Genomic DNA, 26,861 nt, shown 5'->3' on the forward strand with positions numbered 1-26,861 from the left:
ACGTCAAAAGGTTTCAGCAAGCCGTCAGTAATAGACAAAATTAGCAACTAATTTAAGTAGTTACTCAATATAAAATCGAGTATAAAAATATAAATTATCAAAGCGATTAATGAGCTTCATCCCAATTATTACCAATACCGACATCCACTTTTAATGGTACTGAGAGTTGATAACAATTTTCCATGATAGATTTAATAGATTTACTATATTCACTAACAAACTCTTCTTTAACCTCAAATACAAGTTCATCGTGTACTTGCATTAACATTCTGATATTACCGTTAGACTGGGTTTTAATCCATTCACTCATTTTGATCATTGCTATTTTGATAATATCAGCTGCTGTACCTTGCATTGGTCCGTTGATTGCCGCACGCTCAGCACCTCGTTTTTCATTAACTCTAGATGAGCTAATTTTTGGTAAATATAATCGTCTTCCTGATAAGGTTTCAACGTAGCCTTGCTCGGATGCTTGTTGACGAATTCTGTCCATATACACTTGTACACCAGGATAACGTTCAAAATAACGATCAATATAGAATTTTGCTTCTTTACGAGGAATATTAATTTGTTTAGATAACCCAAAAGCACTCATGCCATAAATTAATCCGAAATTTACAGCTTTAGCTCTTCTTCGCTCTTCTGCGGTAACTTCTGGCTCTGGTTTACTTAGAATTTCACTCGCTGTCACCCGATGAATGTCTTTATCATGAGCAAAAGCATTTAGCAAACTTTTATCCTGCGATAAATGCGCCATAATACGTAGCTCAATTTGTGAATAATCAGCTGAAATAATTTTATAACCTTTTGGGGCGATAAACGCTTGGCGAATACGGCGACCTTCCTCGGTTCGAACAGGAATATTTTGTAAATTAGGATCGTTTGATGATAATCGTCCTGTTACAGTACCAATTTGGTTATAATTGGTGTGAATTCGGTGATCAATTGGGCTAATCATCAACGGTAGTTTATCGGTATAAGTATTTTTTAATTTGGCTAACCCTCGGTAATATAAAATTTTACGAGGTAATACATATGTATTTGCTAATTCATTTAATACTTCTTCACTGGTTGAAGGATCACCTTTAGGCGTTTTTTTGAGTACGGGTAATTGGTGTTTATCAAATAAAATTGCTTGAATTTGTTTTGGTGAACCCGGATTAAATTTTTCACCCGCAAGGAATTGTAACTCTTCTTCAGTATCCTTTAATATTTTGTTAAGTTCTTTTGAATACGCTTTTAATTGTTCAGCATCAACAAGAACCCCAGTTCTTTCCATGTTAGCTAAAATAATTGCTAGTGGCATTTCAATGTCTGAAAATAACTTAGTGAGTTTTTCATTTTTTTCTAGCTGTGGCCATAATTTTTGATGTAATTGAAGAGTAATATCCGCATCTTCTGCTGCATATTGAGTTGTTTTTTCAATATCAATAGTATCAATACTTGATTGCTTTCTACCAACTTTAGTTAATTCATCATAAGTAATTGTTTTATATTTCAAATAGCGTTTTGCCATACTATCCATGTCATGTCGTTGAGTGCTATTTAATACATAGGACTCTAGCATCGTGTCATAAGCAATACCCTGCACTTGGATGCCATAGTTCGCCAATACACTGTAGTCAAATTTGGCATTTTGGACGATTTTTTTGATTTGAGGATTCTCTAATATTGGTTTTAATTTTGCCAATACATCATTAAGCGGTAGCTGTTCTGGAACATCTAGGTATTGATGAGCTAGAGGAATATAAGCAGCTTGATTTGGAGTAACACTTAGCGATATTCCAACAAGCTTAGCATGGAAATGATCGACATTATCCGTTTCCGTATCAAATGCAAAGGCTTCGCAACTAGTTAATGTTGCAATCCATTCATCTAATTGTGTATTGGTTAAAATACATTGATAATCCTTTTCGTGTACTTCAGTCTCTAGCTCTTCTTGGTCAATTGAGGGCAATTCCCCTGCAATTTCGACAGGAATTTGACTTTGCTGATTTAAAAAGTTACCAGCGATTAATTCTTTTTGCCAACGATGGAAATCATAATAAGCAAACAATTCAACTAATTTAGTTGCATCGATATCACCTATAAGTAATTGTTCTGTCGTGAAATCTAATGGAACATCCGTTTTAATTGTCGCCAATAAATAACAAAGGTCAGCTTCTTTTTTATGATCAGCCAATTTACTTTTCAATGATTTAGCACCACGAATAGGCAATTTTTCAATTTCATCCAAATGGCTATAAATATCATTTAAACTTTCAAAATGCGTTAATAAATTTAGTGCCGTTTTTTCACCAATTCCCGGAACACCAGGAATATTATCAGACGTATCACCTCTTAATGCTAAATAATCAATCATTTTTTCTGGCGGCACACCAAATTTTTTCATAACACCTTCTGGATCAAGAATTGTGTTATTCATGGTATTTATTAGTGTGATTTTATCACTGACTAATTGTGCCATATCTTTATCACCAGTACTGATTAGTACCTCTAGGTTTTCTTTTTCTGCTTGTCTAGCCAATGTGCCTATCACATCATCAGCCTCTACACCATCTACGCAAAGCAGTGGTAATCCCATCGCTTTTAAAATAGTATGAATTGGTTCGATTTGGGGCCGTAAATTTTCAGGCATTTCTTCTCGAGTCGCTTTATACTCGCTATAAAGTTCATTACGGAAAGATCCGCCACTCGCATCAAAAACGACAGCAATATGAGTTGGATCATATTGATTCATTAGACTGCGTATCATATTGACCACACCAAAAATAGCCCCTGTTGGCTCACCTTTGGAATTAGTTAATGGAGGACATGCAAAAAAAGCACGATAAAGATAAGAAGAGCCATCAATCAAAATAATTGGCGTATTATTTGGCATTAATAGTTACCCAAATGTTATTTAATACAGTTATTATTAGTATAACCTAATTAGTAACAATATTCTTGTGAACACCGATAATATAGTGTAAAAATATTCGAGATCGCATCGATCTTTAAGTCAAATTGATTAATTAAAAATACTGTATATCGCTATATCACTATTATATAATACTGATATCTATTTTCGTCTGAGTATCAAATAAATGACAGAATTAAGTCCTGCAGCACTAGAGGTCAAAAAAGCACTAGCAGCTAAAAATCTTGAAACCCCATCATGTCGTTTACCTATGGACAATAGCGAACGGAAAGCAAAAATAGAAGCGCATTTCCGAGAAATCATGAAACTTATGGAACTTGATTTGAGTGATGATAGCCTTGCTGAAACTCCGCATCGCGTTGCAAAAATGTATGTTGATGAGATATTTTCCGGACTTAACTATCATAACTTTCCCAAAATCACCCTGATTGAAAACAAAATGCAGGTTGATGAAATGATTACCGTTCGTGATATTACTTTAACCAGTGTTTGTGAGCACCATTTTGTGACCATTGACGGTAAAGCCACCGTTTCTTATATCCCAAAAGATAAAGTGATTGGTTTATCAAAAATCAATCGGATTGTTGAATTTTTTTCCCAGCGCCCGCAAGTGCAAGAAAGATTAACCCAACAAATTTTGGTGGCACTACAAACGCTATTAGGAACAGTTAATGTTGCTGTTTCAATTGATGCTACTCACTATTGTGTTAAAGCTCGAGGTATTAAAGATTCCAATAGTTTAACGACCACGACCGCATTAGGGGGAGGATTTAAAACGAATCCAAGCACCCGACAAGAGTTTTTGCGCGCATTAAATCATTAATAATATAAGGATATTGAATGAAATATTTATCACTCATGTTTATGATACTGTTTATTACAGCATGTTCTGAACAGGAATCTAATCATAATGATAAATTTATTGGTTTTTGGGTTGAAGGTGGTCCGGATTATAAACATACGGCGTCGATCGCCAATCTTGTTGAAATAAGTAAACAAGGAGACAATTACTTTATCAATGAAAACTACGTTTATGGTAATGGTCAAACCATTGCGATGCGAAAACTCACAAAATCACAAGACTATTTCGACGGACTGGCTTATCCATCAGAAAGAAATTTTGGTTTAGAAAACAAAGTGACTATGGATGATGATACAAAAATCGGTATATTTAATACCCATTTCTTTCGAATTTCAAAAGAAGAAGCAGAGCACATTAAACGCGATGTAAAAGAGTGCGAAGAGATAGAAAAAAACCGATTTTTTATTCCTAATGAGCAACAAGCTGAATATAAAAAACGGGCAAAAGAACTGGCTTATTGTCGGATTTTTTGGTAACAATCTAAATTCAGTGGATTTTTGTGACAGTTGTATGGGAATTGATTATTCATCAAAATCCCAAAATCAAATACAAATCAACTTTATATTACGTGCATCTTTAAGAAAGATTGGTATAATTCACAGCTATTTTAGTTAAAACATCACAATTAATAGCACGCTTTCATGAAGATCATTCGCGGTATTGATAATTTAAACAATCAATTTACTCAATGTGTACTTACATTGGGCAACTTTGATGGCGTGCATTTAGGACACCAACAATTAATTAACCATTTAATAAAACAAAGTAAGAAATTAAACTTACCAACAGTGGTTATGTTATTTGAGCCTCAACCTTTAGAGTTTTTTTGCAAACAAAATGCTCCCGCTAGGTTAACGTCTTTTAAAGAAAAAGTGGAATTAATTAAAAAATTGGGTATCGACTATATTATTGCGGTGCCATTTACCCAAACCTTTGCCAATATGTTAGCCCCAGATTTTATTCAAGATTGGTTGATAAACAAATTACAAGCTAAATATATTGTTATTGGTGATGATTTCCGATTTGGTCGTGAGCGTAAAGGTGATATTAATCTTTTACAACAATATACTCATAACAATCAATTTGTAGTTGAGAGTATGCCTACGTTTGTTTGGAATGATTTAAGGATCAGCAGTACGGCTGTTCGTGAGGCATTATTTAATAGTGATTTTAAATTGGCTCATTGCCTTTTAGGCCGTAATTATGCCATTGAAGGGAAAGTGGTTCATGGCAATGCGTTAGCCAGAAAATTAGGATTTCCGACAGCCAATATTCATTTAAATCGAAAAAAACCCGCTTTACAAGGCGTCTATTTTGTAAAAGTCAAAAACTGTTGTAGTAATCAGCATTATCATGGCATTGCCAATATCGGTATAAGACCAACCATTGAAGGCAAAAAGGCTATTTTAGAGGTTAATCTATTTGACTTTTCAGGTGATATTTATGGACAATATTTAGACGTTATATTCGTTCATAAGTTACGCGACGAGAAAAAATTTGATTCGCTAACCGATTTAAAACAACAAATTGCACAAGATGTTTGCACTGCGAAACAGATCAGTGCAAAATTAACCAATTAAAAAGTAGTTTCAACAAAAATTAACTGGAATAAATCAGCATGACAGACTATAAAAACACATTGAATTTACCGGAAACCGGATTCCCTATGCGAGGTGATCTTGCTAAACGTGAACCGGCGATGTTGCAAAATTGGTACGATAAAGAACTTTATCGCAAAATCCGTCAAGGCAAAAAAGGCAAAAAAGCTTTTATTCTGCATGATGGCCCTCCTTATGCAAACGGAAAACTTCATATTGGTCATGCCGTTAATAAAATTATTAAAGACATTATTATCAAATCAAAAGGCTTAAGTGGTTATGACTCCCCATATATTCCAGGATGGGATTGTCATGGTTTGCCGATTGAGCAAAAAGTCGAGGAGCAAGTCGGTAAACCAGGTGTAAAAGTAACACCGGCTGAGTTTCGCCAAATTTGTCGTGATTATGCTGCTTCACAAGTTGAATTACAAAAAGCTGATTTTATTCGCATGGGTGTGCTTGGGGATTGGCAAAATCCATACCGTACAATGGACTATGATACTGAAGCGAATATTATTCGTGCTTTAGGTAGAGTGATTCAAAATGGGCATTTAGTCAAAGGTGCTAAACCAGTTTATTGGTGTACAGATTGTATGTCAGCTTTAGCGGAAGCTGAAGTCGAATATTATGATAAATCATCGCCCGCAATAGATGTAAAATTCAAAGCCGTAGATAACCAAGCTGTTGCAAGTAAATTTGGTGTTAATACCGACCTAACTATTTATGCCGTGATTTGGACGACAACACCTTGGACATTACCTGCCAGCCGAGGTATTGCCTTAAATGCTGAATTTGAGTATCAACTAGTACAAATAAACGATAAAGAATGCTTAATTTTAGCCGCTGATCTGGTCGAATCAGTCATGAAACGTGCCGAAATTTCAGAATGGAAAGTACTTGGCAGCTGTAAAGGTGATGCGCTTGAGCTATTACGCTTTAAACATCCTTTCCTTGAGTTTGATGAACCAATTGTACTTGGTGAACATGTGACAGTTGACGCAGGTACAGGTGCAGTGCACACTGCGCCTGGTCACGGTGTTGAAGACTTTTTAGTTGGTCAAAAATATGGGCTTGAAGTTGCTAACCCTGTTGGTGGCAATGGCTGTTATTTACCTGGAACAGGTGTTGGTTTAGATGGTTTATTTGTTTTCAAAGCCAATAAAGTGGTAGTTGAACTATTAAAAGAACGCAATGCTTTACTACACTTTGAAAATATTGAACATAGCTATCCTTGTTGCTGGCGACATAAAACGCCTGTTATCTACCGTGCAACACCACAATGGTTTATCAGTATGGATAAACAAGGTTTACGTGCTCAATCACTAAAAGAGATCAAACAAGTTCGTTGGATTCCAGATTGGGGACAAGCTCGAATTGAAACTATGGTAGCGAACCGTCCTGATTGGTGTATTTCACGTCAACGCACATGGGGCGTGCCTATGACGCTATTTGTGCATAAAGAAACTGAAGAGTTACATCCAGACACACTACAATTAGTTGAGAAAGTGGCTAAATTGGTTGAACAAAACGGTATTCAAGCATGGTGGGATGCCGATATTAAAGATTTATTAGGTCCTGATGCTGATGATTATCGTAAAGTGCCCGATACACTAGATGTATGGTTTGATTCAGGCTCAACATTCTACTCAGTGGTTGGCGTGCGTCCTGAATTTGCAGGGCACGAAGCCGATATGTACTTAGAAGGTTCAGATCAGCATCGTGGTTGGTTTATGTCTTCATTAATGCTATCAACGGCAATTGATAACAAAGCACCGTATAAACAAGTATTAACTCACGGTTTTGTGGTCGATGGACAAGGACGTAAGATGTCTAAATCACTTGGTAACATTGTGACCCCACAAGAAGTGATGAATAAACTTGGGGCAGATATTTTACGTTTGTGGATTGCATCGACTGATTATTCAGGCGAAATGAGTTATTCAGATGAAATCATTAAACGTGCAGCCGATAGCTACCGTCGTATTCGTAATACCGCACGCTTCTTACTGGCTAACTTAAATGGTTTCGATCCAGCTAAAGATATGGTTAAACCAGAAGATATGGTAGTACTTGATCGTTGGGCTGTCAGTATAGCTAAAGAAGCTCAAGAGCAAATCATTCAAGCTTATGAAAACTACGATTTCCATAGAGTCGTACAACGTATTATGCAATTTTGCTCAATCGAAATGGGCTCATTCTATTTAGATATTATCAAAGATCGTCAATATACAGCAAAAAGCGATAGTGTTGCGCGCCATAGTTGTCAAACTGCGTTATATCATATCGCTCAAGCAATGGTTCGTTGGATTGCACCAGTTTTATCATTCACTGCTGATGAAATTTGGCAATATCTACCTGCTTCTGAAAAATCTGAATTTGTATTTGAAGATGAATGGTATACCTTGCTATTTACCTTATCAGATAGTGAAACATTAAACAGTGCTTATTGGGCTCAAATCTTAGCTATTCGAAGTGAAGTCAATAAAGTTTTAGAACAAGGCCGTAATGATAAAGTTATCGGGGGATCACTTGAAGCAGCGGTAACCCTTTATGCTAATAGCGAAATAGCAACGGCACTCGCTAAATTAGAAAACGAATTACGCTTTGTATTACTGACTTCACAAGCGACGGTGAAACCTTTAGAAAATGCACCACAACATGCGGTACAAAGTGATATTCAAGGTCTTAAAATTGAGCTTGCTAAAGCACAAGGCGATAAATGTCCTCGTTGCTGGCATTTTACAGTTGATAACAACCCAACCACTCACTTATGTAAACGTTGTGAACAAAACATTCATGGTAATGGTGAAGTTAGACATTTTGCCTAAGTGATATAAAAATAAATAGGGCTATAAAAATAATTTTATAGCAATTAAGAACACTTACCGCCGACGATTGTCGGCGGTATTATAATAATGAGCATAAACTATATGAAAAAAGATAACGGACTTCACTGGTTATTATTTGCGGTTGTAGTTTTTATTATCGATATCGCAAGTAAATTCTGGATTATAAATAATTTTTACTTATTTGAATCTGTGAATCTTTTACCCTTCTTCTCTATCACCTATGTACATAATATTGGCGCAGCTTTCAGTATTTTTGAAGGTCAACGATGGATACTTGCTGCCGTAGCTTTTGCTGTTAGTGTCGTAATTGTTTATATGTTATATCGCAGTAACCATAAGCAAAAATTAGAAAATTTTTCATTAGCATTAATTTTAGGTGGTGCATTAGGAAATCTATTTGACCGTCTTTACCATGGATTTGTTGTCGACTTTCTAGATGTCAATTTTGGTGATTGGCACTACCCAACTTTTAATATTGCTGATTGTGCGATTTGTTTAGGTATTGGATTTTACATCCTAAGCAATTATGCTAAAAAGACTGACTAATATGCAGATTATACTCGCTAATCCTCGTGGCTTTTGTGCTGGAGTAGATCGAGCTATTACTATCGTTGAACGCGCGCTTGAGCTATTTGGTGCTCCTGTTTATGTTCGCCATGAAGTTGTACATAATCGCTACGTAGTTAACCGTCTTAAAGAACTTGGCGCAATATTTATCGAAGATCTCAATGATGTCCCAGATGACAGTATCCTTATTTTTTCTGCCCATGGGGTATCTAAAACAGTTCGTGATGAAGCCAAACGTCGCCAGCTACGAATATTCGATGCAACATGCCCTTTAGTAACTAAAGTTCATATGGAAGTCGCCAGAGCAAGCTATCGAGGTGAAGAGGTTATTCTTATTGGTCATGCTGGCCATATTGAAGTAGATGGCACGATGGGACAATATAGTAATCCAGCAGGTGGAATCTATTTAGTCGAATCAATTAAAGATGTACAAAACTTGCAAGTAAAAAATGACAATCATCTCTGTTTTACAACACAAACAACCTTATCGGTTGATGATACCGCAGAAATCATTGAAGCGTTAAAAAATCGATTTCCCAATATTCGTAGCCCTCGTAAAAACGATATTTGTTATGCCACCACTAACCGCCAACAAGCAGTTAAGCAGTTATCATCTCAAGCCGATATTGTCTTAGTGGTTGGATCTAAAAATTCATCAAACTCCAGTCGATTAGCAGAGCTTGCAAGACGAAACAGCAAAAATGCCTACTTAATCGACTACGCCTCAGACATCAATCTTAAATGGTTAGAAAATGCTCAAACTATTGGTGTCACCGCTGGCGCTTCTGCCCCAGAAATTTTAGTTAAACAAGTTATTGAGCATCTAAAAAGTTTAGGTTGCACATCAATGATTGAAACCGAAGGTATTTCAGAAAATATTACTTTTGAAATTCCCAAAGAGTTACGTATAGAAGTTAAAACAACTGATTAAGAAGCATGTGTTAGTTGCTTAAATTTTTCTAATAACTCTTCTTGGGTTTCGACATGCTCTGGATCAGCAATAATCGCATTTTGAATTGGACAGACGCGTTGACAGGTAGAATGATCATAATAACCGACACACTCAGTGCATTTATTTGGATCAATTTCATAAGTATCGAACCCCATTGAAATGGCCTCATTTGGACATTCAGGTTCACACATATCACAATTAATACACTTATCAGTTATTTTTAACGCCATTGCTACAATATCTTTAACGAATAAAAAATTTGCGCCATTATAACGCAATCCTAAATAAATCCTAATACGGATCTACATTTACATTGAGTATTGACAAAACTTTTGCAAAAAATTTTGAGGAACGGGGTTTTTGAAGGTCTAAAATTGCATAAATTTGGAAATTAAAGCCTAATGCATATCAAAATAAGTGTTCCTAATCATATCATCCACCTAAATAGTTATTGGAATTTTAGAATTATTTTAAAAAATTATCAGCTTGACGCGAAAATAGTTTTATTAGTAAATTGAACAAAGGAACGGCTCAAAGCTTCACTAATTTCCATTAGTAAGTTAATTAGGAATTGCCTACTTTTTTGTGCAATAAACAAGTATTCCTATGTATGATTATCTAATGATATTTATAATCAAATTTTTAAGTACATATTAAAAGAAAGGTGATTTTTTCTATCAATTCAGAAATATCTTTAATACAGTTAAAAATTTTCATAAAAATTACAATTTATTATCTTTAGTTATCATTGCAAATGAAATTAATACGATACAATGCTCAAAAAATAACAAAAACGAAAGGATGAAAAATTGGCAAAATTCTTTAGATTCAAATATATCGTTATCTTTATTGCCACTTTAGTTGTGCTTTATTTAGGAAAATTAATTTTTTTTCCTTCAGAGCAGGCCGTTAATTATATTACGTCGCCAGTAACGAAAGGAAATGTTGAGAAAACGGTTCTTGCTGATGGCACTATAAGCGCTTTTAAACAAGTTAGTGTTGGTGCACAAGTTTCTGGACAAATCAAAAAATTGTATGTTGAACTTGGCGATGAAGTTAAGCAGGGAGATATGATAGCTGAGATTGATGATCTTAAACAAAGTAACGATCTCAAACAATCTGAAGCAAAATTAAACAGCTTGGAAGCTCAGCGTACATCTAAGCAAGCAAAATTAGTTAACTATCAACTAACTTATGAACGCCAATTAAAACTGGTTAAAAAAGGGGTTGGTGTCCAATCAGATTTAGATTCAGCAAAAGCCGATCTTGATGCAATCAAAGCTGATATTGCAGCGCTTGATGCAGATATTGTTAGCGCTCAAGTGGCGGTTGATACTGCAAAAGTTAATTTAGGTTATACCAAAATACGCTCACCAATTGATGGTGTTATTGTTGCCATTCCTGTCGACCAAGGGCAAACGGTAAACTCGGTACAAAGTGCTCCGACTATCGTTAAAGTCGCTCAATTGGATAAAATGACCATTGAAGCACAAATTTCGGAAGCCGATGTTATTGGTGTTAAAAAAGGTATGCCCGTTTATTTCACTATATTAGGACAACCAAACAAGCGGTTTGAGGGATTAACATTAAGATCGATTGAGCCTGCACCTGACTCAATTAATACTGAAAACTCTACGTTAAACGCATCATCTACCACCAAAAGTGCAATTTACTACAATGGTTTATTTGATGTTGATAATCCTGATCATCTTTTACGTATTTCAATGACAGCTCAAGTATATATTGTGTTAGCTGAAGCGAAAAATGTACTGACTATTCCATCCCAAGCTGTTCAAAAAAATTTAGCAGATAATAAAGCGATTGTTTATCTACTTGATCAACATAATAATGTTGAAGAACGAGAAGTCAGTCTAGGTATCAATAATAATATCAATGTGGAAATCAAATCGGGACTTAAAGAAGGTGAAGTCGTCATTATTGGTAGTAACAATGGCGCATTATTTAATCCAAATGGACGCACGCCGAGGATAAGATTTTGATATGACAAATAATCCACTTATCAAACTTGAAAATATTGTTCGTGAATTTCCAGCCGGTGATTCAACCATACAAGTGCTTAAAAATATCAATTTAACGATTAATGCCGGTGAAATGGTTGCCATTATTGGTGCATCTGGCTCAGGCAAATCGACGTTAATGAATATTTTAGGTTGTTTAGATAAACCAAGCTCGGGAGTCTATACAATTGGAGGTCGAACCACCAATAAATTATCACCCGATGAATTAGCTGAATTACGTCGAGAACATTTTGGATTTATCTTTCAACGCTATCATTTATTAAACGCCTTAACTGCACAAGGTAACGTTGAAATTCCCGCCATTTATGCAGGAATCACTAATGAACAACGAAAAAAACGAGCTATTGAAATATTAACGCGTTTAGGGCTTGAAGATAAAATTAATAATAAACCCAGTCAATTATCGGGAGGTCAACAACAGCGTGTCAGTATTGCTCGAGCCTTAATAAATGGCGGACAGGTTATTTTAGCAGATGAACCAACAGGCGCACTTGACCGTAAAAGCGGATTAGAAGTTATGGCTATCTTGCGAGAACTTCATAAACAAGGGCATACTGTGATTATTGTAACGCATGATAGCAATATTGCCCAAAGTGCAGAGCGAATTATTGAAATCAGTGACGGAAATATTATCTCAGATTCAATCAATCCTAATTATCAGGTAGAAGAAAAAAAAGATAATCGCCAAGTTAAACAGATCGAAACCACTAAAACCCAAGACAACTTTCAAGCTAAATACAATCGCTTTCGAGATGCCTTTAATATGGCGATATTGTCGATGCGTTCTCAACGATTACGCACTTTTCTAACCATGCTTGGTATCATCATTGGCATAGCCTCTGTCGTTTCCATGGTTGCATTAGGAGAAGGCACAAAACAAAAAATACTCTCGAATATAAACTCATTAGGAACAAGCACGCTAGAGATTTATCCCGGTAGCGGATTTGGGGATCGTAATGCAGATAAAATTACCACCCTACGCTCATCCGATGCTGACTTTTTAGCGAAACAGAATTTTGTTCATAGCACAACCCCAAATCTGGCAACATCAGTCTATTTTCGAGTCAAAAATTTGGCGATGACTGGTACAGTAAATGGTGTGGGAGAGCAATTTTTTGCCGTTCGTGGTTATAACATCACCCAAGGCATTGCTTTTGACCAAGCTAGCGTTGCATCATCAGCACAAGATGCCGTTATCGATGAAAATACCGTTAAACAGTTATTTAAGAATGAAAATCCAATTGGAAAAATTCTTATGGTGGGTCAATTACCGGTAAGAATAATTGGTGTTGCCGCCAAACAACAACAGGGATTTGGTAATAATGAGAGTCTTAATATCTGGTTACCTTATACCACTGTCATTAATCGCATGGTTGGACAAACATCGTTAAGAAGTATTACGGTTCGGATTAATGATAATGTTGATTTATCAGTTGCTGAACAAGCGATTAATAAAATCATGATACAACGGCATGGTGTTAAAGACTTTTTTATCTTTAATTCAGATAGTATCCGTGAAACGGTTAATTCCTCGGCTTGGGTGTTAACATTATTAATCTCAACCATTGCATTTATATCACTGTTAGTCGGTGGTATTGGGGTAATGAATATCATGCTAGTATCGGTTACCGAAAGAACTCGAGAAATTGGTGTGCGCATGGCTGTTGGAGCACGCTCGAGTGATATATTGCAACAGTTTTTAATCGAAGCGGTATTAGTGTGTTTGATCGGCGGAACATTAGGTATTTTATTATCATTTGTGGTCGGTGGGATTTTTAATTATTTTGTCACATCATTTGCAATGCGTTTTTCAATCATTTCAATTATCGCCGCCTTTAGCTGTTCAAGTATAATTGGCATAATTTTTGGGTATTTTCCAGCAAAACGAGCCGCAAAACTTGATCCAATTTATGCATTAGAAAGAGAATAAAAAGCGCTGTTAAAATTAAATCCCTTTGCACGATAAACTGCAAAGGGATGACAATTTGTTAATAAACGTTTAAAAATTAATTATTTTGTTCTTCACTTTCAGTTTTTTTATCAATTTCTATTTTAACATGCGGATCTAAATCCACTAAGTAAGCAGTAACTCTCGCATAATCTTTGACATAATCAGTGGTATTTTTAGTATTAAGGCCACGCGAGTTCACAAAAAACTTACGATTAACCACAACAGTTGGAATTGACTCAGGTCTTAATTGGTTATAGGCCTCAGTTTGTTGTGTCATAAACGCTTTAACTAAAAAACTTTGTTTGGTTTTATCAAACTTTTCAGCATCAACACCTAAGTCTGCAAAGACAGCTTTAATATCATCAGCAGTTTTTAATTTACGCTCGGTTTGTACAGCTTTATAAAGTGCATCTGACACTTTATCTTCAATACCTAATACATTAGCCACCGCCCATGCTTCAGCTAGCTCTTTAGCTAACGGACCAAAATTGTCTAAATGATAACGTTTAAATTTAGTACCATTTGGTAAAGCTTTAGCAATCGAGTCTGTTGCATGAAATTCGCTTTCAAATTTAAAACAGCTAGGACAATTGAATGAGAAAAACTCTACAACTTCTTTATCTGGAGAGGGTTCAAATGGTAAAACACCATATTGTTCACCTTGTTCAATCGGTTTTAATTGCTCAGCAACATTTGCTGTAGTTGGTTGAGTATCATTTTTATTATCTGCCGGCGCTTCTTGCGCAAAACAGGTTATAGAAGTTAATAATACTCCAATAGCAATAAGCGTTTTTTTCATTTAATTTATTCTCCTTATTCTTTAATAATTCCGCGAGCTTTTAATATTGCTGATTTAAAATCATCTTCATAATCTTTTTTTAATCCAGGTATAGCTTCGTTTTTATCTGAATTACGCATTTTTAAATGATAAATTAAAACTTCATCACTAAGATCTTTTAAATTTCCATCAAAACCAGCTTCTTTACCCAATTTATCTAAAAGCTGTAATAAATTGAGATCTGAATCGTTTTCCCAAGCTGGTTGTAATAACTCAATTAACTCATCAATACGATGACATTTCATAATAACTACCTTTTAATTATTCAACTAAGTTGATAGGTGATGACATAAACCTTTATGTTAATCTTTACTTTACAATCTATATATTAATAAGCTTCTAGTATATACTCGGCTTTAAATTTCAATTGTCCATTTAGAGAGATTCATAAACATATATATTTTATGTCTAAAAAATAACTTTGCTATATAGTAATGTTATTTTGCTTTTTGGCAATGTAAAAGAGAAAGAATTTATGGAAAAACTGCCTATTACTGCTATTATTTTAGCTGGTGGTCAAAGTAACCGCATGAATGGTGTGGATAAAGGCTTGATGTTATTAGCTGGGAAACCACTTTTTCAGCATGTAATTGATCGCATTAAACCTCAAGTCGATTTTATAATGATTAATTGTAATCGGCATGATGATCAGTATGGCTCGCTAAACTACCCTATCTTTGGTGATGATTTAACAGGGTTTTTAGGGCCGCTTGCCGGAATCTATAGTGGCTTATTACGAAGCAATACAGATTGGAACTTATTTGTTAGTTGTGATACCCCTTTTTTACCACATGATTTGCTCGCTCGTTTAGCAAAATTTTCAGCTACTCATCAAGCTATTTTCCCTTTTGATGGTAAGGATAATCATCCAACCATTTTATTAATCAATAAATCTGTCATTACTCAACTAAAAAAATATTTAGAAAACGGTGATCGCAAACTGATGCTGTTTTTAAAGAAGATTCATGCAACTGCTGTTGATTTTAGCGATACGCCTACTAGTTTTATCAATATTAATACAGTTGATATGCTAGAAAGTGCCAATTTGGCAATTGAGGCGAATAAATAAATCACAAATCGAGCCTTTTTTATACGTTAGCTTATTGATTTTTGTGTTTAAAAACCCCGTTCCTCAACTTTTTTTATATTTTAATTATTAACAGTTTGATAGATAAAAACTTACTGCCATTTTTTAAGCAATTTTTTTAATTCTTGAGCAAAGTTTTCTATTTCAACTTCTTGTGTTGACCACGAAGTGCAAAAACGTAAACAAATATGGTTTGGATCACTTTGCCCTAAATTATCCACAGCATAACGTGAAGTAATTTTTTTGGCTAATTGATTCGGTAAATTGACAAACAGCTGGTTGGTTTGTGGTTTGGCTGCAAAGGTGAATCCCTCATTTTCAAATAAGTTTGTAAGTTTTTCAGCCATCATATTGCTATGTTTGCCTAATGAAAGATAAAGGTTATTTTGCATTAACGCTTTAAATTGTACAGCTATAATCCAACTTTTAGCTAATATTGCTCCTTTTTGTTTCATATTAAAACGGAAGTCGCGATTAATAGTATGATTGTTAAATACCAACGCTTCACCAGCAAAACCACCAACTTTAGTGCCACCAATATAAAATACATCGGTATATTTGGCTAAATCAGGGAAAGTAATGTCATTATCTTTAGCGCCAAATGCCATAGCTAAACGCGCACCATCTAAATAAAGATATAAATGATTTTTTTGACAAAATTGATACAGTTTTTTTAGCTCTTGTTTGGTATATAGGGTACCTAATTCGGTAGTATTGGAAATGTATATGAGCTTTGGTTGGACCATGTGCTCGTCACAATGATAATCTAAAACAGGTTTTATGGATTCTGGTGTTAATTTTCCATCTTCAGTTTTCACCGTTACAACCTTATGCCCTGTGGCTTCAATTGCACCCGTTTCATGCACATTGATGTGTCCAGTTTCCGCTGCAATCACAGCCTGATATGGTTTTAGTATATGTGAAATGGTTGTTAAATTGGTAATTGTCCCACCAGCCATAAAATGTATGTCTGCATTCGGGGATTTTAATCTTTTCCTAATCTGATCGATTGCATCATTACAACAATCATCTAAGCCATATCCAATCAACTTTTTATTATTGATATTGATAAATTCTTCTAACAATTTAGGGTGTACTGTTTGATTATAATCATTTAAAAAATCGTACATATCATTAATCTTGTATAAAATAATATTTACGTTTAAATATAGCACGTTATTGTTGAGAATCTATGAATAATAAAAAAATTATTGGTATCACTGGATATAGTGGATGTGGTAAAACCACTTTGCTAAAAAAGATTATTCAGTTAATGGTTTTGCAAAATATTAAATTAGGCTCATTAAAACATGCCCATCATGATATTGAGTTAGATATCCCTGGTAAGGATAGTTATGAGCTACGCAAATCGGGGGCATTACAAACTATTGTTGCCTGCGATAAACGTTACGCATTGATTGAGGAAACACCAGATACCCCAGCAGATCTAAAAACGCTTATTAATCGGTTTACCGATGTTGATGTGATATTAATTGAGGGATTTAAAGATGAACAAATTCCTAAAATTATGTGTCATCTAAAACAATGTCAAAAACCCTTATTTATTGATGATTTTACCATCGCTGTTGCTAGTGATGAGCCGCTAATAACATCTTTACCTGTATTAGATATTAATCAACCTGAACAAATTGTGAATTTTATAAATAATTATTTATTTTGCCGTTAATATATCGTATTTTACTTAACTGTTTTTTTAACTAATATTATCATTATGAAATTTCGACTAAGAAAAACTATAAGCATTGCCAAGAAAGTCCTAATTGGATTAATGCTTTTCTCTGTTTTTCTTATTCTGCTTATGCGTTGGGTTAATCCTGGGGGTTCCATGCTGATGGTCGAAAGAAAGATCGCTAACTGGAATATTAATCAACAACGAATTTGGAAAGATTGGGATCAAATTTCAGATAATATTAAGATTGCCGTTATAGCTGCTGAAGATCAGCAATTTGCCAATCATTGGGGATTTGATTTTAAGGCAATAAACCGTGCGCTAAATTATAATAAAAATAATAGAAAAATCCGTGGCGCCAGTACCATCACTCAGCAAGTTGCGAAAAATATTTTTTTATGGTCATCGCGAAATTGGATCCGCAAAGGTGTTGAATCATGGTTCACAGTTTGGATTGAGCTTATTTGGTCAAAGCAACGGACACTTGAGATTTATTTAAATAGCGTTGAATGGGGGGAAGGGATTTTTGGTATTGAGGCCGCCTCACGCCACTACTTTGGTGTCAGTGCAAAGCAATTAACCAAAGAGCAAGCTAGTTTACTGGCTGCAATTTTACCTAATCCTAGAAAATGGAGTCCAGTTAATCCTAATATCCTTACACAAAAAAAAGCAAAATGGATCCTAGGCCAAATGGAAAATTTAAATACGAAAAAATATTTGAAGAAACTTAATTAATTAACGCTTAATGTTTCTACAAATTCAGGCACAATTTTACTTGCTGGGCCGTAAATTTTGGTTTGAAATAAACTTTCCCCCAAACTCGGCTCTAAATTGAGCTCAAAAGTTTTTGCCCCCGATTGATTAGCAACCTCTACAAAACCCGCTGCTGGGTAAACATTGCCCGATGTACCAATCGAAATAAAATAGTCAGCTTGTGAAAGCGCATGGTAAATTTTATTCATCTCTAATGGGATTTCACCAAACCATACTATGTGAGGACGAATAAGCTTATTTTTTACATAATCCACATCTTGATGACAATCAATAATTTGCCCGGTTTGCTCATTACGAACTTTCAATAATTCGCCATGCATGTGAATAATATTTTTAGAACCCGCCCGCTCATGAAGATTATCAACATTTTGTGTCACAATTAATACATTTTCACTGCCGAGCTTATGTTCAAGCTCAGCTAAAGCAAAATGCGCTAAGTTTGGTTTTACCTCAGGGCTTTGTAATTTTTTTCGTAGCATATTATAGAAAGAATGGACCGCAATGGGATCGCGACTATAACCTTCATAGGTTGCAACATCATTAACATCATACCCTTCCCACAATCCATTTTGTGCACGGAATGTCGATAGTCCAGATTCCGCAGAAATACCCGCACCAGTTAAGATAACAAATTTAGGTTTTTGCAGCATATCTATCTTCCTTCTTATTAATAAGCCTTATTATCAATGAAACAGATTATTGACTATATTCTGTCGTAAATATATGTAAGGCTGGTTTGCTTAACTTTTGATATTGACTATAAGCTGTTGCTACTTCAAATTTTATTTCATCTTTTGATTTACCATCCAACCAACTATTTATCATAGCATGAATACTATAAGCTTCTGGCGCCATACGGTGCAAGGTTAAGATCAACGGTTTAATACCTAAACGAGATAGTGGTGGTGTAAAATATTTCTGACTTTTACAAGCAAATACTGCCGCATAGCGTGATTTTTGTTTTTCTTGTACATTTTTGGGCAAAGTGTCCCAGCGTAAATTATCGGGTAAATAATTTCGCCATGACCACTCCATTAAGGAGTCATGACCAATATAAATAACTAAATTGGCTTTTCCCCCTGCGATAATTTGAGTATTATCGATTGAATAAGACGCTTCTTTCTTCCCAGCTGAATAGGTTATAAAATCATTAACAGCATCATCAATATATTTACCATCATAAGCCTGTGCTATAATATAAACATCTTTTGTTTTATGTTTATAAATTATTTCTTCCAAAATTTTACTATTCTCTGGTTTATTTATTTTTATCTGTTGCCACTCTTTTTGTTTATCAAAATAGGTTTTAAAACCATAGGCCGCCCCCCAATAAAGATTATTTTTTGGATCTTGACCATTACCAATTGCTTTAGGAACCGGAGCTATTCGCTGATATTTGTTATCACATAAAGCGACAACAACATGAATCACTTTTGAATCAGCAAAACATGAAAAAGATAAAACTAAACACATTATTGGTATTAATAATAGATATTTACTCATTTTCTCCATTTATTATCAAATCTCCATTCACTTCGTATTTTACAATTACATTATTTTTATACATCATTTCAGAACGAATACATGCCGGGGCACCACCGACATTGTTTTTGGTCATGGTGTCTCTCCAGATTTCATTTTTTCTATAGATAACACCTTGCCTTTTAATAAAGACATGCTGCTTTTCATAAACATGATAACTGTATAGTCTTTCTGCATCACATAATAGCTCACCCTCTAGTTGGTGATCGCCAACATGAAGCATAATTTGAAACGTTTTATCGGTAGGATTATGAATAATAAGATCAATATAATTATAAAAAATAGCAGCACCCGAACCAAAAGGTAACACTCGACCATCATCAGGAAAAGGATCAAAGCTATGATTTGCTCGCTCAACTATTTGGAGTTCTGAATGGAGAGCTAACCAATGAATTAAATTACTGATCTGACATATACCACCGCCAATACCTGAACGAGCTACACCAAATGAAAGTTCCATTCCATTCACAAATCCTCGCTTTTTAGTTGGTTTTCCGACTAATCGGCAAAACGAAAAATATTCACCTGGTTTAATTAAGATTCCATTTAACGAATCAACTGCAATTTTTAGATTTATGACTTTATTGTATTGAAGCTGAATATCGCTGTTACCCAATCGACGTATTAATTTGGATGTATGTTTTTTATAGCGATATGGTAAACGTAAATCATGACTACGTTCTAAGCTATATTGACGTGAAGAACAATACCAGAACAAATGACGAAACATGCGACGCTGATTTACCCTTAACCAATAAAGTAAGGGATGATAACTGGATAACGGCTTTCGCATTATTGCTTTTTCCTTATATTCTACTAATATCGATTATAGCATCAAAAGATTTATATACTATGTTATATAAGTTTCTTAAGTTTAAAAGATTGTTACAAGACGCTTTGGTTTATTTACCAAAATACCTTAACATTAAACAAATTTAATCTTTTCGACATAATTTTAATCATACAGTTCGCTTAATACTTTTAGGAAATGGATAAAATGAAAACAATAGGTTTAATCGGCGGGATGAGCTGGGAAAGCACAGTGACTTATTATCAAGTGATCAATCAAATGGTAGGAAAATCATTAGGAAGATTACATTCAGCCAAGACGCTTTTATATAGTGTCGACTTTCAAGAAATTGAACATTGTCAGTCCAATGGTGAGTGGGATAAAAGTGCGCTTATTTTAATTGATGCAGCGAAAAGACTAGCATTAGCTGGGGCAGATTTCATCGTGATTTGTACTAATACTATGCATAAAGTCGCAGATCAGATTAAAGCTGCCATTGATATTCCCATTCTTCATATTGCTGATGTTACGGCACAGCACTTAATCAAAGAAAATATTCAAACCGTTGCTTTACTTGGAACAAAATATACGATGGAACAAGACTTTTATAAATCAAAACTGATTAATAAAGGTTTAAAAGTGCTTATTCCCGATGAGCAAGATAGAATGATCATCAATCAAATTATCTATGATGAACTCTGCCATGGCATAATTAAGCCAAGCGCTAAACAAGCTTATCTTGATATTATTGATAAACTTGTTAAGCAAGGAGCACAAGGCGTTATACTGGGTTGCACTGAAATTGGCTTGTTAATCCAACAGGCAGATTGCCTGACGCCATTTTTTGATACCGCTTTATTGCATGCCGAGGAAGCCGCCTTATTTGCAATAAGTTAATCATTTACTCTTTATCAGTATATTCTAATATATCACCCGGTTGGCAATCTAAGTGTTTACAGATTGCCTCGAGGGTTGCCAGTCTGAATCCTTTTACTTTACCTTGCTTTAGTAATGATAAATTTTGTTCAGTAATACCGATTGCGGCTGCCAAGTCTTTGGATTTAACTTTGCGTTTAGCCAGCATTACATCTAAATTTATAATAATTGCCACATTAAGATCCTATTAAATCGTTTTCTAGGTTAACGTCATTGTATCGTACTCAACGTTATTATTTATATGCCATATTTAGATAAACTGTCTATTTTCTTCAGCGATCTGACAGGCCTTTTTTAAGATCTGACCAATTAGCATAATACTGATTGCTAAAAGTAATGTCATAAAATCTTCGCTAGTAAACGATACCGTAAAATAACGCTCAGGTTGATTGTAACTTAATATTGCCGTTATTACCGGTTCTGAAAGTACGCCCATTACCGCCCAAATCACCAAAAATTTACCAAAGTTATAACAGTATTTTGTTGATTTAACAGAAAAATAGTCTGCTTGCGCAAAATTAACCAGCATTAATCGTAGTTGATTAAAAGCATAAATTAAAATAACAATTCTGCCGGTATCAATAAGTGTTGCTAAGGCAGCTTGCCAAAAGTTTAGGTCTGTAGAAATGTCGATGCTATCATCCATTGTCGTGGAAATGAAAAAAGAATATCCATCCGATCCAAACCCAATATTGTTCTTATCAAAAAAGTAAAATAACAAAGGCGATATCGTTCCAATCAGCATACATAATAAGATAGGGATCAAAATTAATACTGACATCAATTTACAATATTGATTTAAGCGAGTCTGATTTTTAGCTATATCTGTGTTCATTTTTATTTCCTTTTGGTTAAATTTACCAAATAGAGTATAAGCTGAGGGAAATAAAAAAACAACAATTTATTAAAGTGAAACGATAATAATTTATCGCTATTCACTTATTTGTGATTATAAAAAAGCCTTGCTGTTTAACGGCAAGGCTTCAAAAAATTAACTAATTATTTATGCTTCAATAGCAACACGTAGTTTTTTCATTGCATTTTTTTCGAGTTGGCGTATACGCTCAGCCGAAACACTATATTTATCAGCCAAAACCTGCAATGTTGATTTGCTATCATCAGCATCTAACCAACGCGCTTTAATAATATCTTGGCTACGCTCGTCTAATTGAGATAATGCATCATGTAATTTATCAGTTGCATCATTTTCCCAATTATCATTTTCAATTGATTTAGAAAAATCAGAATTAACATCTTCTAAATAAAGCGCAGGAGCAACAATTGAATTATCATCGTCATCACTATCAATATCAAATGACATATCTTGCGCTGACATTCGTGATTCCATCTCTAGTACATCTTTACGACTTACGCCAAGCTCATCAGCAACCATATCAACTTCAGCACTATTAAACCAACCTAAACGTTGTTTATTTTTTCTCAAATTAAAAAATAATTTTCTTTGCGCTTTAGTGGTTGCGACTTTTACAATACGCCAGTTTTTTAGTACGTATTCGTGAATTTCAGCTTTTATCCAGTGTACCGCAAAAGAGACTAAACGTACTCCCATTCCTGGATTAAAACGACGTACCGCTTTCATTAAACCAATGTTACCTTCTTGAATCAAATCAGCTTGTGGTAGACCGTAACCAGAATATCCACGCGCAATATGCGCAACAAAGCGTAAGTGAGACAAAATTAATTGTCTTGCTGCATCAACATCATCATAATAATAAAGTCTTTCACCTAGAGACTTTTCTTCCTCAGCTGTTAGCATCGGATAAGTATTTATCATACGAAGATATGATTCAATATTTCCTTGTGGGATTAAAGCACCTGCTTGCATTTTTAAATCAGTACTCATTTAATTCCCCCCTTAAATTAGACTAATTTTGTTACATCTTACTTGTGTAACAAGTTAAATTCTTTCTTTTAATTTAGACCACTAAAATGTGATTTAGTTCACATTTTTATCATAATTTTTATTATGTAGGATCTGGTAAAAATGGCAAATATTTAATCCACCATTATGAAGCTATAACCATTTTATTCAAATACTTTTTAGTAGCAATAAATGCTGAAAACCAACCTATAATCATCGAGAATAAAATAATTAATAAGCTTTCATCCCATGAAAGACCATTTATATTAACTATTGTTCCAAAAACATCCGATACATGCAACATGGTTGAATCTATTTGAAGGATAAATACTTTCGATAGAACCAAAGCCAAAATAGCACTAATTAATCCAGTAAAAATACCATTATATAAAAATGGTCGTAAAATAAAGCCTTCCGTTGCCCCAATCAATTGCATAACCGTAATCGTTTGCCTGCGAGCAAATATATTTAACCGAATGCTGTTCCCAATAACCAGTGACACAGCAATGATCATAAAGATTGAAATCGTCCATACTATTGATTTGACCATATTGGTTAATGCCGTTAATCGCGTAAACCAGCTGTCATCAAGCTGTACATCATCGACACCATCTATATTTCGCAATTGTGCTTGTAGATTGTGTAATTTATTAGTTTGTTTAGCTTCTTCAACTGGAAAAATGATAGCAACTGCAGGCAATGGATTGTCAGCAAGTAAATCAAGTGCATCATCAAATCCTGACCAAGTTTTGAATTCATCGCGTGTTTCATCTCGAGAAAGATAAGTCACATTTTGAACTTCAGGAATCGTTTTAAATTGGTCAATTAAATTATTAGTTTGCTCTGGCGTTAGTGTTTTGTTTATATAAACTGTTACGTTAGGAGTTGGATACCATTGCTCTGCTGCTTGATTTGCATTTTTCAATAGTAAATAGCCTATTGTCGGTAAAGTAATTGAAATAGCAATAACAAAAATAGTCAGCAAAGAGGCAAATATATTTTGATAAAAATAGTTAAATACATTATGCCATGCATAGCCAATCTGCCTTTTCCAACGCCCTAAAAAGCTATTATTCTTTTTTTGTTTAGATGGTTTAATCTTGGCCTTTATCATCAACTTTTAACCTCTAAACGTCCTTGATTTAAATTGAGTATTCGATGGTGTTTTCGACGAATAAGCCCCATGTTATGCGTTGCCATCAGTACAGTTACACCAGTCTGGTTAAACTCTTCAAATAATTTCAATATATCTTTTGAAAGTTTATCATCTAAATTACCAGTAGGTTCATCAGCAAGTAATACGGTTGGGCGATTAACAATAGCTCGAGCTATTCCTACGCGTTGCTGCTCCCCGCCAGATAACTGTATTGGATAAAATTTCATTTTATCAATCAATCCAACTTTATCTAATGCTGCTGAAACTCGTCTTTTAATTTCTTCGGCTGGCTTTCCTAAAATGATTAATGGAAAAGCCACATTCTCATAAACAGTATGATCTAATAATAATTGGTGATCTTGAAATATCATACCTATTGTACGACGCAAAAACGGCACTTGATGTTTTTTTAAACGAGAAACATCAACACCATTAAGTAATACTTTACCATCATTCGCTTTTTCTAAACCACAAATCAAACGCATTAATGTGCTTTTACCTGCACCTGAATGGCCTGTTAAGAAAGCCATTTCCCCTTGCGATAAAGTAAATGTTATATTTTGCAAAGCTGGCTTTCCACCAGAATAAACTTTACTAACACGTTCAAATCGAATCATGATTTATCTCTATTCTTCTGCTTCATCAAACAGTGCGTTAATAAAATCATCAGCTACAAATGGTCTTAGGTCTTCTATTTTTTCACCGACACCGATATAACGGATTGGAATATTAAACTGATCAGCAATGCTGAATATAATACCACCTTTCGCAGTACCATCTAATTTAGTCAATGTCATCCCTGTTACACCAACAGCTTCATTAAATAATTTAGTTTGGCTAATAGCATTTTGGCCTGTTCCAGCATCTATTGTTAACATGATTTCGTGAGGAGCAGTTTCATCTTGTTTTTTAATTACTCGTACAATCTTTTTTAATTCATCCATCAGATGTGATTTATTTTGCAAACGTCCTGCAGTATCAGCAATTAATACATCAATATTTTTCGCTTTTGCAGCTTGAATGGCATCAAAAATTACCGATGCAGAATCAGCATTAATGTGTTGTGCGATTACTGGGATATTATTACGTTCACCCCAAACCTGTAATTGTTCAACAGCAGCAGCACGAAAAGTATCGCCAGCTGCAAGCATAACTGATTTACCTTGTTGTTGAAATTGACGAGCTAATTTGCCAATTGTCGTCGTTTTTCCAACACCGTTTACACCAACCATCAATATAACAAAAGGTTTATGACTTTCTATATTTAGAGGTTGTTGAGCACCATCTAAAATAGATTTCATTTCATTTTTTAATAGATCATGTAATGCATCAGCATCTTTTAATTCTTTTCTTGAAGCTTGTTGTGTTAATGTGCTTATTAATTTTTGTGTGGTATCGAAACCAACATCAGCAATGATCAATTGCTCTTCTAATTCTTCAAACAGTTGATCATCGATCTTTTTTCCTTTAAATAAGCTAAGAAAACCAGATCCTATATTTTGTTTAGTTTTAAAAAGACCTTTTTTTAAACGAGAAAAAAAACCTTCTTTTTTTTGTTCAATCATAAATAACTTATCCCATGATCAATATCAATGATCATTTTATCTTATTTTATTATAAAGCCCAACGTATTCGATCAAAGAGAGTCATATTATTGATCTATTTGATCCTTGAATCTTTTAAGGATCGTGAATTAAATTTAATTATTTAATATAAAGATCGTTGAGAGTAATAGATCGCCATTCGCCTTGGGGTAGGTTGTGAGTAAATAAATTATACTTGCCAATCTGAACTCGAATTAAACGTAAGCAAGGAAATCCAACGGCGGCACACATTCTTCTAACTTGTCGATTTTTTCCTTCTGTTATAGTAATACTTATCCATGAAGTGGGAATTGTTTTGCGTTCTCGAATAGGTGGGACTCGTTGCCACAAATTAATAGGCTCTTCCAAAAAATCCACGATTGCAGGTGCGGTGTGAAATTCCTTTAATTGTACACCACTGATTAATTTATCAATCGCTTGCTTATCAATTAACCCTTCAACTTGTACCCAATAGGTTTTAGGTAATTTAAATTTTGGAGAACTAATTTTAGACTGCAATTTACCATCATTGGTCAGTAATAATAATCCTTCACTGTCAGTATCTAAACGACCAGCAGGATAAAATCTAGGCATGGATATATAATCTTTTAATGTCTGATATTTTTCATGAGCAGAAAACTGTGTCACGACATTAAATGGTTTATTAAAAGCGATTAATGAACTCATTCTATCCTCAGAAGAATTAAATAACCTTAGAATGCAAAAAAGCCCAGCATTGCTGCTGGGCTTTCGCTCTAATTTAAAAGTCTGGCGGCACCCTACTCTCACATGGGTAATACCCACACTACCATCGGCACTACGGCGTTTCACTTCTGAGTTCGGCA

Annotated in this window: 26 protein-coding genes and 1 pseudogene; 12 read left to right on the plus strand and 15 right to left on the minus strand. The window is 34.6% G+C overall.

Annotated features, from left to right (window positions below; genetic code table 11):
- Positions 1-106: 106 nt before the first annotated feature.
- Positions 107-2,881 (minus strand): DNA polymerase I, encoded by a 2,775-nt coding sequence (gene polA / locus J3U00_RS08445; protein ID WP_267332141.1) that lies wholly within the window; start codon positions 2,879-2,881, stop codon positions 107-109.
- Positions 2,882-3,086: 205 nt separating this feature from the next.
- Here polA and folE point away from each other — a divergent pair, with 205 nt between their 5' ends.
- The 6 genes from folE to ispH all read left to right on the plus strand — a co-directional run bounded on the left by folE (position 3,087) and on the right by ispH (position 9,727).
- Complete coding sequence (folE, locus tag J3U00_RS08450) at positions 3,087-3,743, plus strand: GTP cyclohydrolase I FolE (RefSeq protein WP_267331093.1); 657 nt, start codon at positions 3,087-3,089, stop codon at positions 3,741-3,743.
- A gap of 17 nt (positions 3,744-3,760) precedes the next feature.
- A complete protein-coding gene (locus tag J3U00_RS08455) occupies positions 3,761-4,258 on the plus strand; it encodes a hypothetical protein (RefSeq protein WP_065563825.1) in 498 nt (165 codons plus the stop codon).
- A 165-nt stretch (positions 4,259-4,423) separates the two neighbouring features.
- Positions 4,424-5,362, plus strand: a complete 939-nt coding sequence (gene ribF, locus J3U00_RS08460; RefSeq protein ID WP_267332142.1) for a bifunctional riboflavin kinase/FAD synthetase — start codon at positions 4,424-4,426, stop codon at positions 5,360-5,362.
- Positions 5,363-5,400: 38 nt separating this feature from the next.
- Positions 5,401-8,208: an isoleucine--tRNA ligase gene (gene ileS, locus J3U00_RS08465; protein ID WP_220225365.1), complete on the plus strand. Its 2,808-nt coding sequence runs from the start codon at positions 5,401-5,403 to the stop codon at positions 8,206-8,208.
- Between the two features lie 102 nt (positions 8,209-8,310).
- Positions 8,311-8,775 (plus strand): signal peptidase II, encoded by a 465-nt coding sequence (lspA, locus tag J3U00_RS08470; protein WP_065733549.1) that lies wholly within the window; start codon positions 8,311-8,313, stop codon positions 8,773-8,775.
- Between the two features lies 1 nt (position 8,776).
- Positions 8,777-9,727, plus strand: coding sequence for a 4-hydroxy-3-methylbut-2-enyl diphosphate reductase (gene ispH, locus J3U00_RS08475; protein ID WP_065563829.1), 951 nt, complete (start codon positions 8,777-8,779; stop codon positions 9,725-9,727).
- On the opposite strand, the gene J3U00_RS08480 is transcribed toward ispH, so the two are convergent.
- Positions 9,724-9,978, minus strand: a complete 255-nt coding sequence (locus J3U00_RS08480; protein WP_065733593.1) for a YfhL family 4Fe-4S dicluster ferredoxin — start codon at positions 9,976-9,978, stop codon at positions 9,724-9,726. The genes ispH and J3U00_RS08480 overlap by 4 nt on opposite strands.
- Before the next feature lie 579 nt (positions 9,979-10,557).
- Here J3U00_RS08480 and J3U00_RS08485 point away from each other — a divergent pair.
- Together J3U00_RS08485 and J3U00_RS08490 are read left to right on the plus strand one after the other, a co-directional pair.
- Positions 10,558-11,748, plus strand: coding sequence for an efflux RND transporter periplasmic adaptor subunit (locus tag J3U00_RS08485; protein ID WP_267332143.1), 1,191 nt, complete (start codon positions 10,558-10,560; stop codon positions 11,746-11,748).
- A 1-nt stretch (position 11,749) separates the two neighbouring features.
- Complete coding sequence (locus J3U00_RS08490) at positions 11,750-13,717, plus strand: MacB family efflux pump subunit (protein WP_267332144.1); 1,968 nt, start codon at positions 11,750-11,752, stop codon at positions 13,715-13,717.
- A 76-nt stretch (positions 13,718-13,793) separates the two neighbouring features.
- Here J3U00_RS08490 and J3U00_RS08495 read toward each other — a convergent pair whose 3' ends face one another.
- Entirely contained in the window at positions 13,794-14,537 is a 744-nt protein-coding gene (locus J3U00_RS08495) for a DsbA family protein (RefSeq protein WP_267332145.1), read from the minus strand.
- Between the two features lie 14 nt (positions 14,538-14,551).
- Entirely contained in the window at positions 14,552-14,821 is a 270-nt protein-coding gene (locus J3U00_RS08500) for a YihD family protein (protein ID WP_065563832.1), read from the minus strand.
- A 230-nt stretch (positions 14,822-15,051) separates the two neighbouring features.
- Between J3U00_RS08500 and mobA the strand changes: the two genes are divergently transcribed.
- Positions 15,052-15,645, plus strand: a complete 594-nt coding sequence (mobA, locus tag J3U00_RS08505) for a molybdenum cofactor guanylyltransferase MobA (protein WP_267332146.1) — start codon at positions 15,052-15,054, stop codon at positions 15,643-15,645.
- Positions 15,646-15,755: 110 nt separating this feature from the next.
- Here mobA and J3U00_RS08510 read toward each other — a convergent pair whose 3' ends face one another.
- Positions 15,756-16,793 carry a threonine aldolase family protein gene (locus J3U00_RS08510; protein WP_267332147.1) on the minus strand — a complete coding sequence of 346 codons (1,038 nt, stop codon included), beginning with the start codon at positions 16,791-16,793 and terminating at the stop codon, positions 15,756-15,758.
- Positions 16,794-16,855: 62 nt separating this feature from the next.
- Between J3U00_RS08510 and mobB the strand changes: the two genes are divergently transcribed.
- Both mobB and mtgA read left to right on the plus strand, forming a co-directional pair.
- Positions 16,856-17,350, plus strand: a complete 495-nt coding sequence (gene mobB / locus J3U00_RS08515; RefSeq protein ID WP_267332148.1) for a molybdopterin-guanine dinucleotide biosynthesis protein B — start codon at positions 16,856-16,858, stop codon at positions 17,348-17,350.
- 45 nt (positions 17,351-17,395) lie between these two features.
- Positions 17,396-18,088 (plus strand): monofunctional biosynthetic peptidoglycan transglycosylase, encoded by a 693-nt coding sequence (mtgA, locus tag J3U00_RS08520; protein ID WP_267332149.1) that lies wholly within the window; start codon positions 17,396-17,398, stop codon positions 18,086-18,088.
- Here mtgA and cobB read toward each other — a convergent pair.
- From cobB to J3U00_RS08535, 3 genes are read right to left on the minus strand one after another with little or no spacing between them, the layout of a single operon-like run.
- A complete protein-coding gene (cobB, locus tag J3U00_RS08525; RefSeq protein WP_267332150.1) occupies positions 18,085-18,777 on the minus strand; it encodes a Sir2 family NAD+-dependent deacetylase in 693 nt (230 codons plus the stop codon). The two genes, mtgA and cobB, sit on opposite strands and share 4 nt — an antisense overlap.
- 46 nt (positions 18,778-18,823) lie before the next feature.
- Positions 18,824-19,630 carry a hypothetical protein gene (locus J3U00_RS08530; protein WP_267332151.1) on the minus strand — a complete coding sequence of 269 codons (807 nt, stop codon included), beginning with the start codon at positions 19,628-19,630 and terminating at the stop codon, positions 18,824-18,826.
- Positions 19,623-20,462: a VanW family protein gene (locus J3U00_RS08535; protein WP_267332152.1), complete on the minus strand. Its 840-nt coding sequence runs from the start codon at positions 20,460-20,462 to the stop codon at positions 19,623-19,625. Before J3U00_RS08535 ends, J3U00_RS08530 begins: the two co-directional genes overlap by 8 nt.
- A 204-nt stretch (positions 20,463-20,666) precedes the next feature.
- Here J3U00_RS08535 and J3U00_RS08540 point away from each other — a divergent pair, with 204 nt between their 5' ends.
- Complete coding sequence (locus tag J3U00_RS08540) at positions 20,667-21,356, plus strand: aspartate/glutamate racemase family protein (protein WP_267332153.1); 690 nt, start codon at positions 20,667-20,669, stop codon at positions 21,354-21,356.
- Between the two features lie 4 nt (positions 21,357-21,360).
- Here J3U00_RS08540 and J3U00_RS08545 read toward each other — a convergent pair whose 3' ends face one another.
- The 7 genes and pseudogenes from J3U00_RS08545 to J3U00_RS08575 form a co-directional block, all read right to left on the minus strand.
- Positions 21,361-21,570 (minus strand): helix-turn-helix domain-containing protein, encoded by a 210-nt coding sequence (locus J3U00_RS08545; RefSeq protein ID WP_065733542.1) that lies wholly within the window; start codon positions 21,568-21,570, stop codon positions 21,361-21,363.
- 75 nt (positions 21,571-21,645) lie between these two features.
- Positions 21,646-22,230, minus strand: coding sequence for a DUF2975 domain-containing protein (locus J3U00_RS08550; protein WP_267332154.1), 585 nt, complete (start codon positions 22,228-22,230; stop codon positions 21,646-21,648).
- Between the two features lie 168 nt (positions 22,231-22,398).
- Entirely contained in the window at positions 22,399-23,259 is an 861-nt protein-coding gene (gene rpoH / locus J3U00_RS08555) for an RNA polymerase sigma factor RpoH (protein ID WP_267332155.1), read from the minus strand.
- A 163-nt stretch (positions 23,260-23,422) separates the two neighbouring features.
- Complete coding sequence (ftsX, locus tag J3U00_RS08560) at positions 23,423-24,391, minus strand: permease-like cell division protein FtsX (RefSeq protein WP_267332156.1); 969 nt, start codon at positions 24,389-24,391, stop codon at positions 23,423-23,425.
- Positions 24,391-25,050: a cell division ATP-binding protein FtsE gene (gene ftsE, locus J3U00_RS08565; protein ID WP_065563843.1), complete on the minus strand. Its 660-nt coding sequence runs from the start codon at positions 25,048-25,050 to the stop codon at positions 24,391-24,393. Before ftsE ends, ftsX begins: the two co-directional genes overlap by 1 nt.
- Positions 25,051-25,059: 9 nt before the next feature.
- Positions 25,060-25,983 (minus strand): annotated as a pseudogene (gene ftsY, locus J3U00_RS08570) (signal recognition particle-docking protein FtsY); the annotation flags it as partial.
- A gap of 153 nt (positions 25,984-26,136) precedes the next feature.
- Positions 26,137-26,703 carry a pseudouridine synthase gene (locus J3U00_RS08575; protein WP_065733537.1) on the minus strand — a complete coding sequence of 189 codons (567 nt, stop codon included), beginning with the start codon at positions 26,701-26,703 and terminating at the stop codon, positions 26,137-26,139.
- Positions 26,704-26,861 lie beyond the last annotated feature (158 nt).

This window comes from Gilliamella sp. B3127, assembly GCF_026536935.1.
Taxonomy (GTDB): Bacteria; Pseudomonadota; Gammaproteobacteria; order Enterobacterales; family Orbaceae; genus Gilliamella; species Gilliamella apicola_E.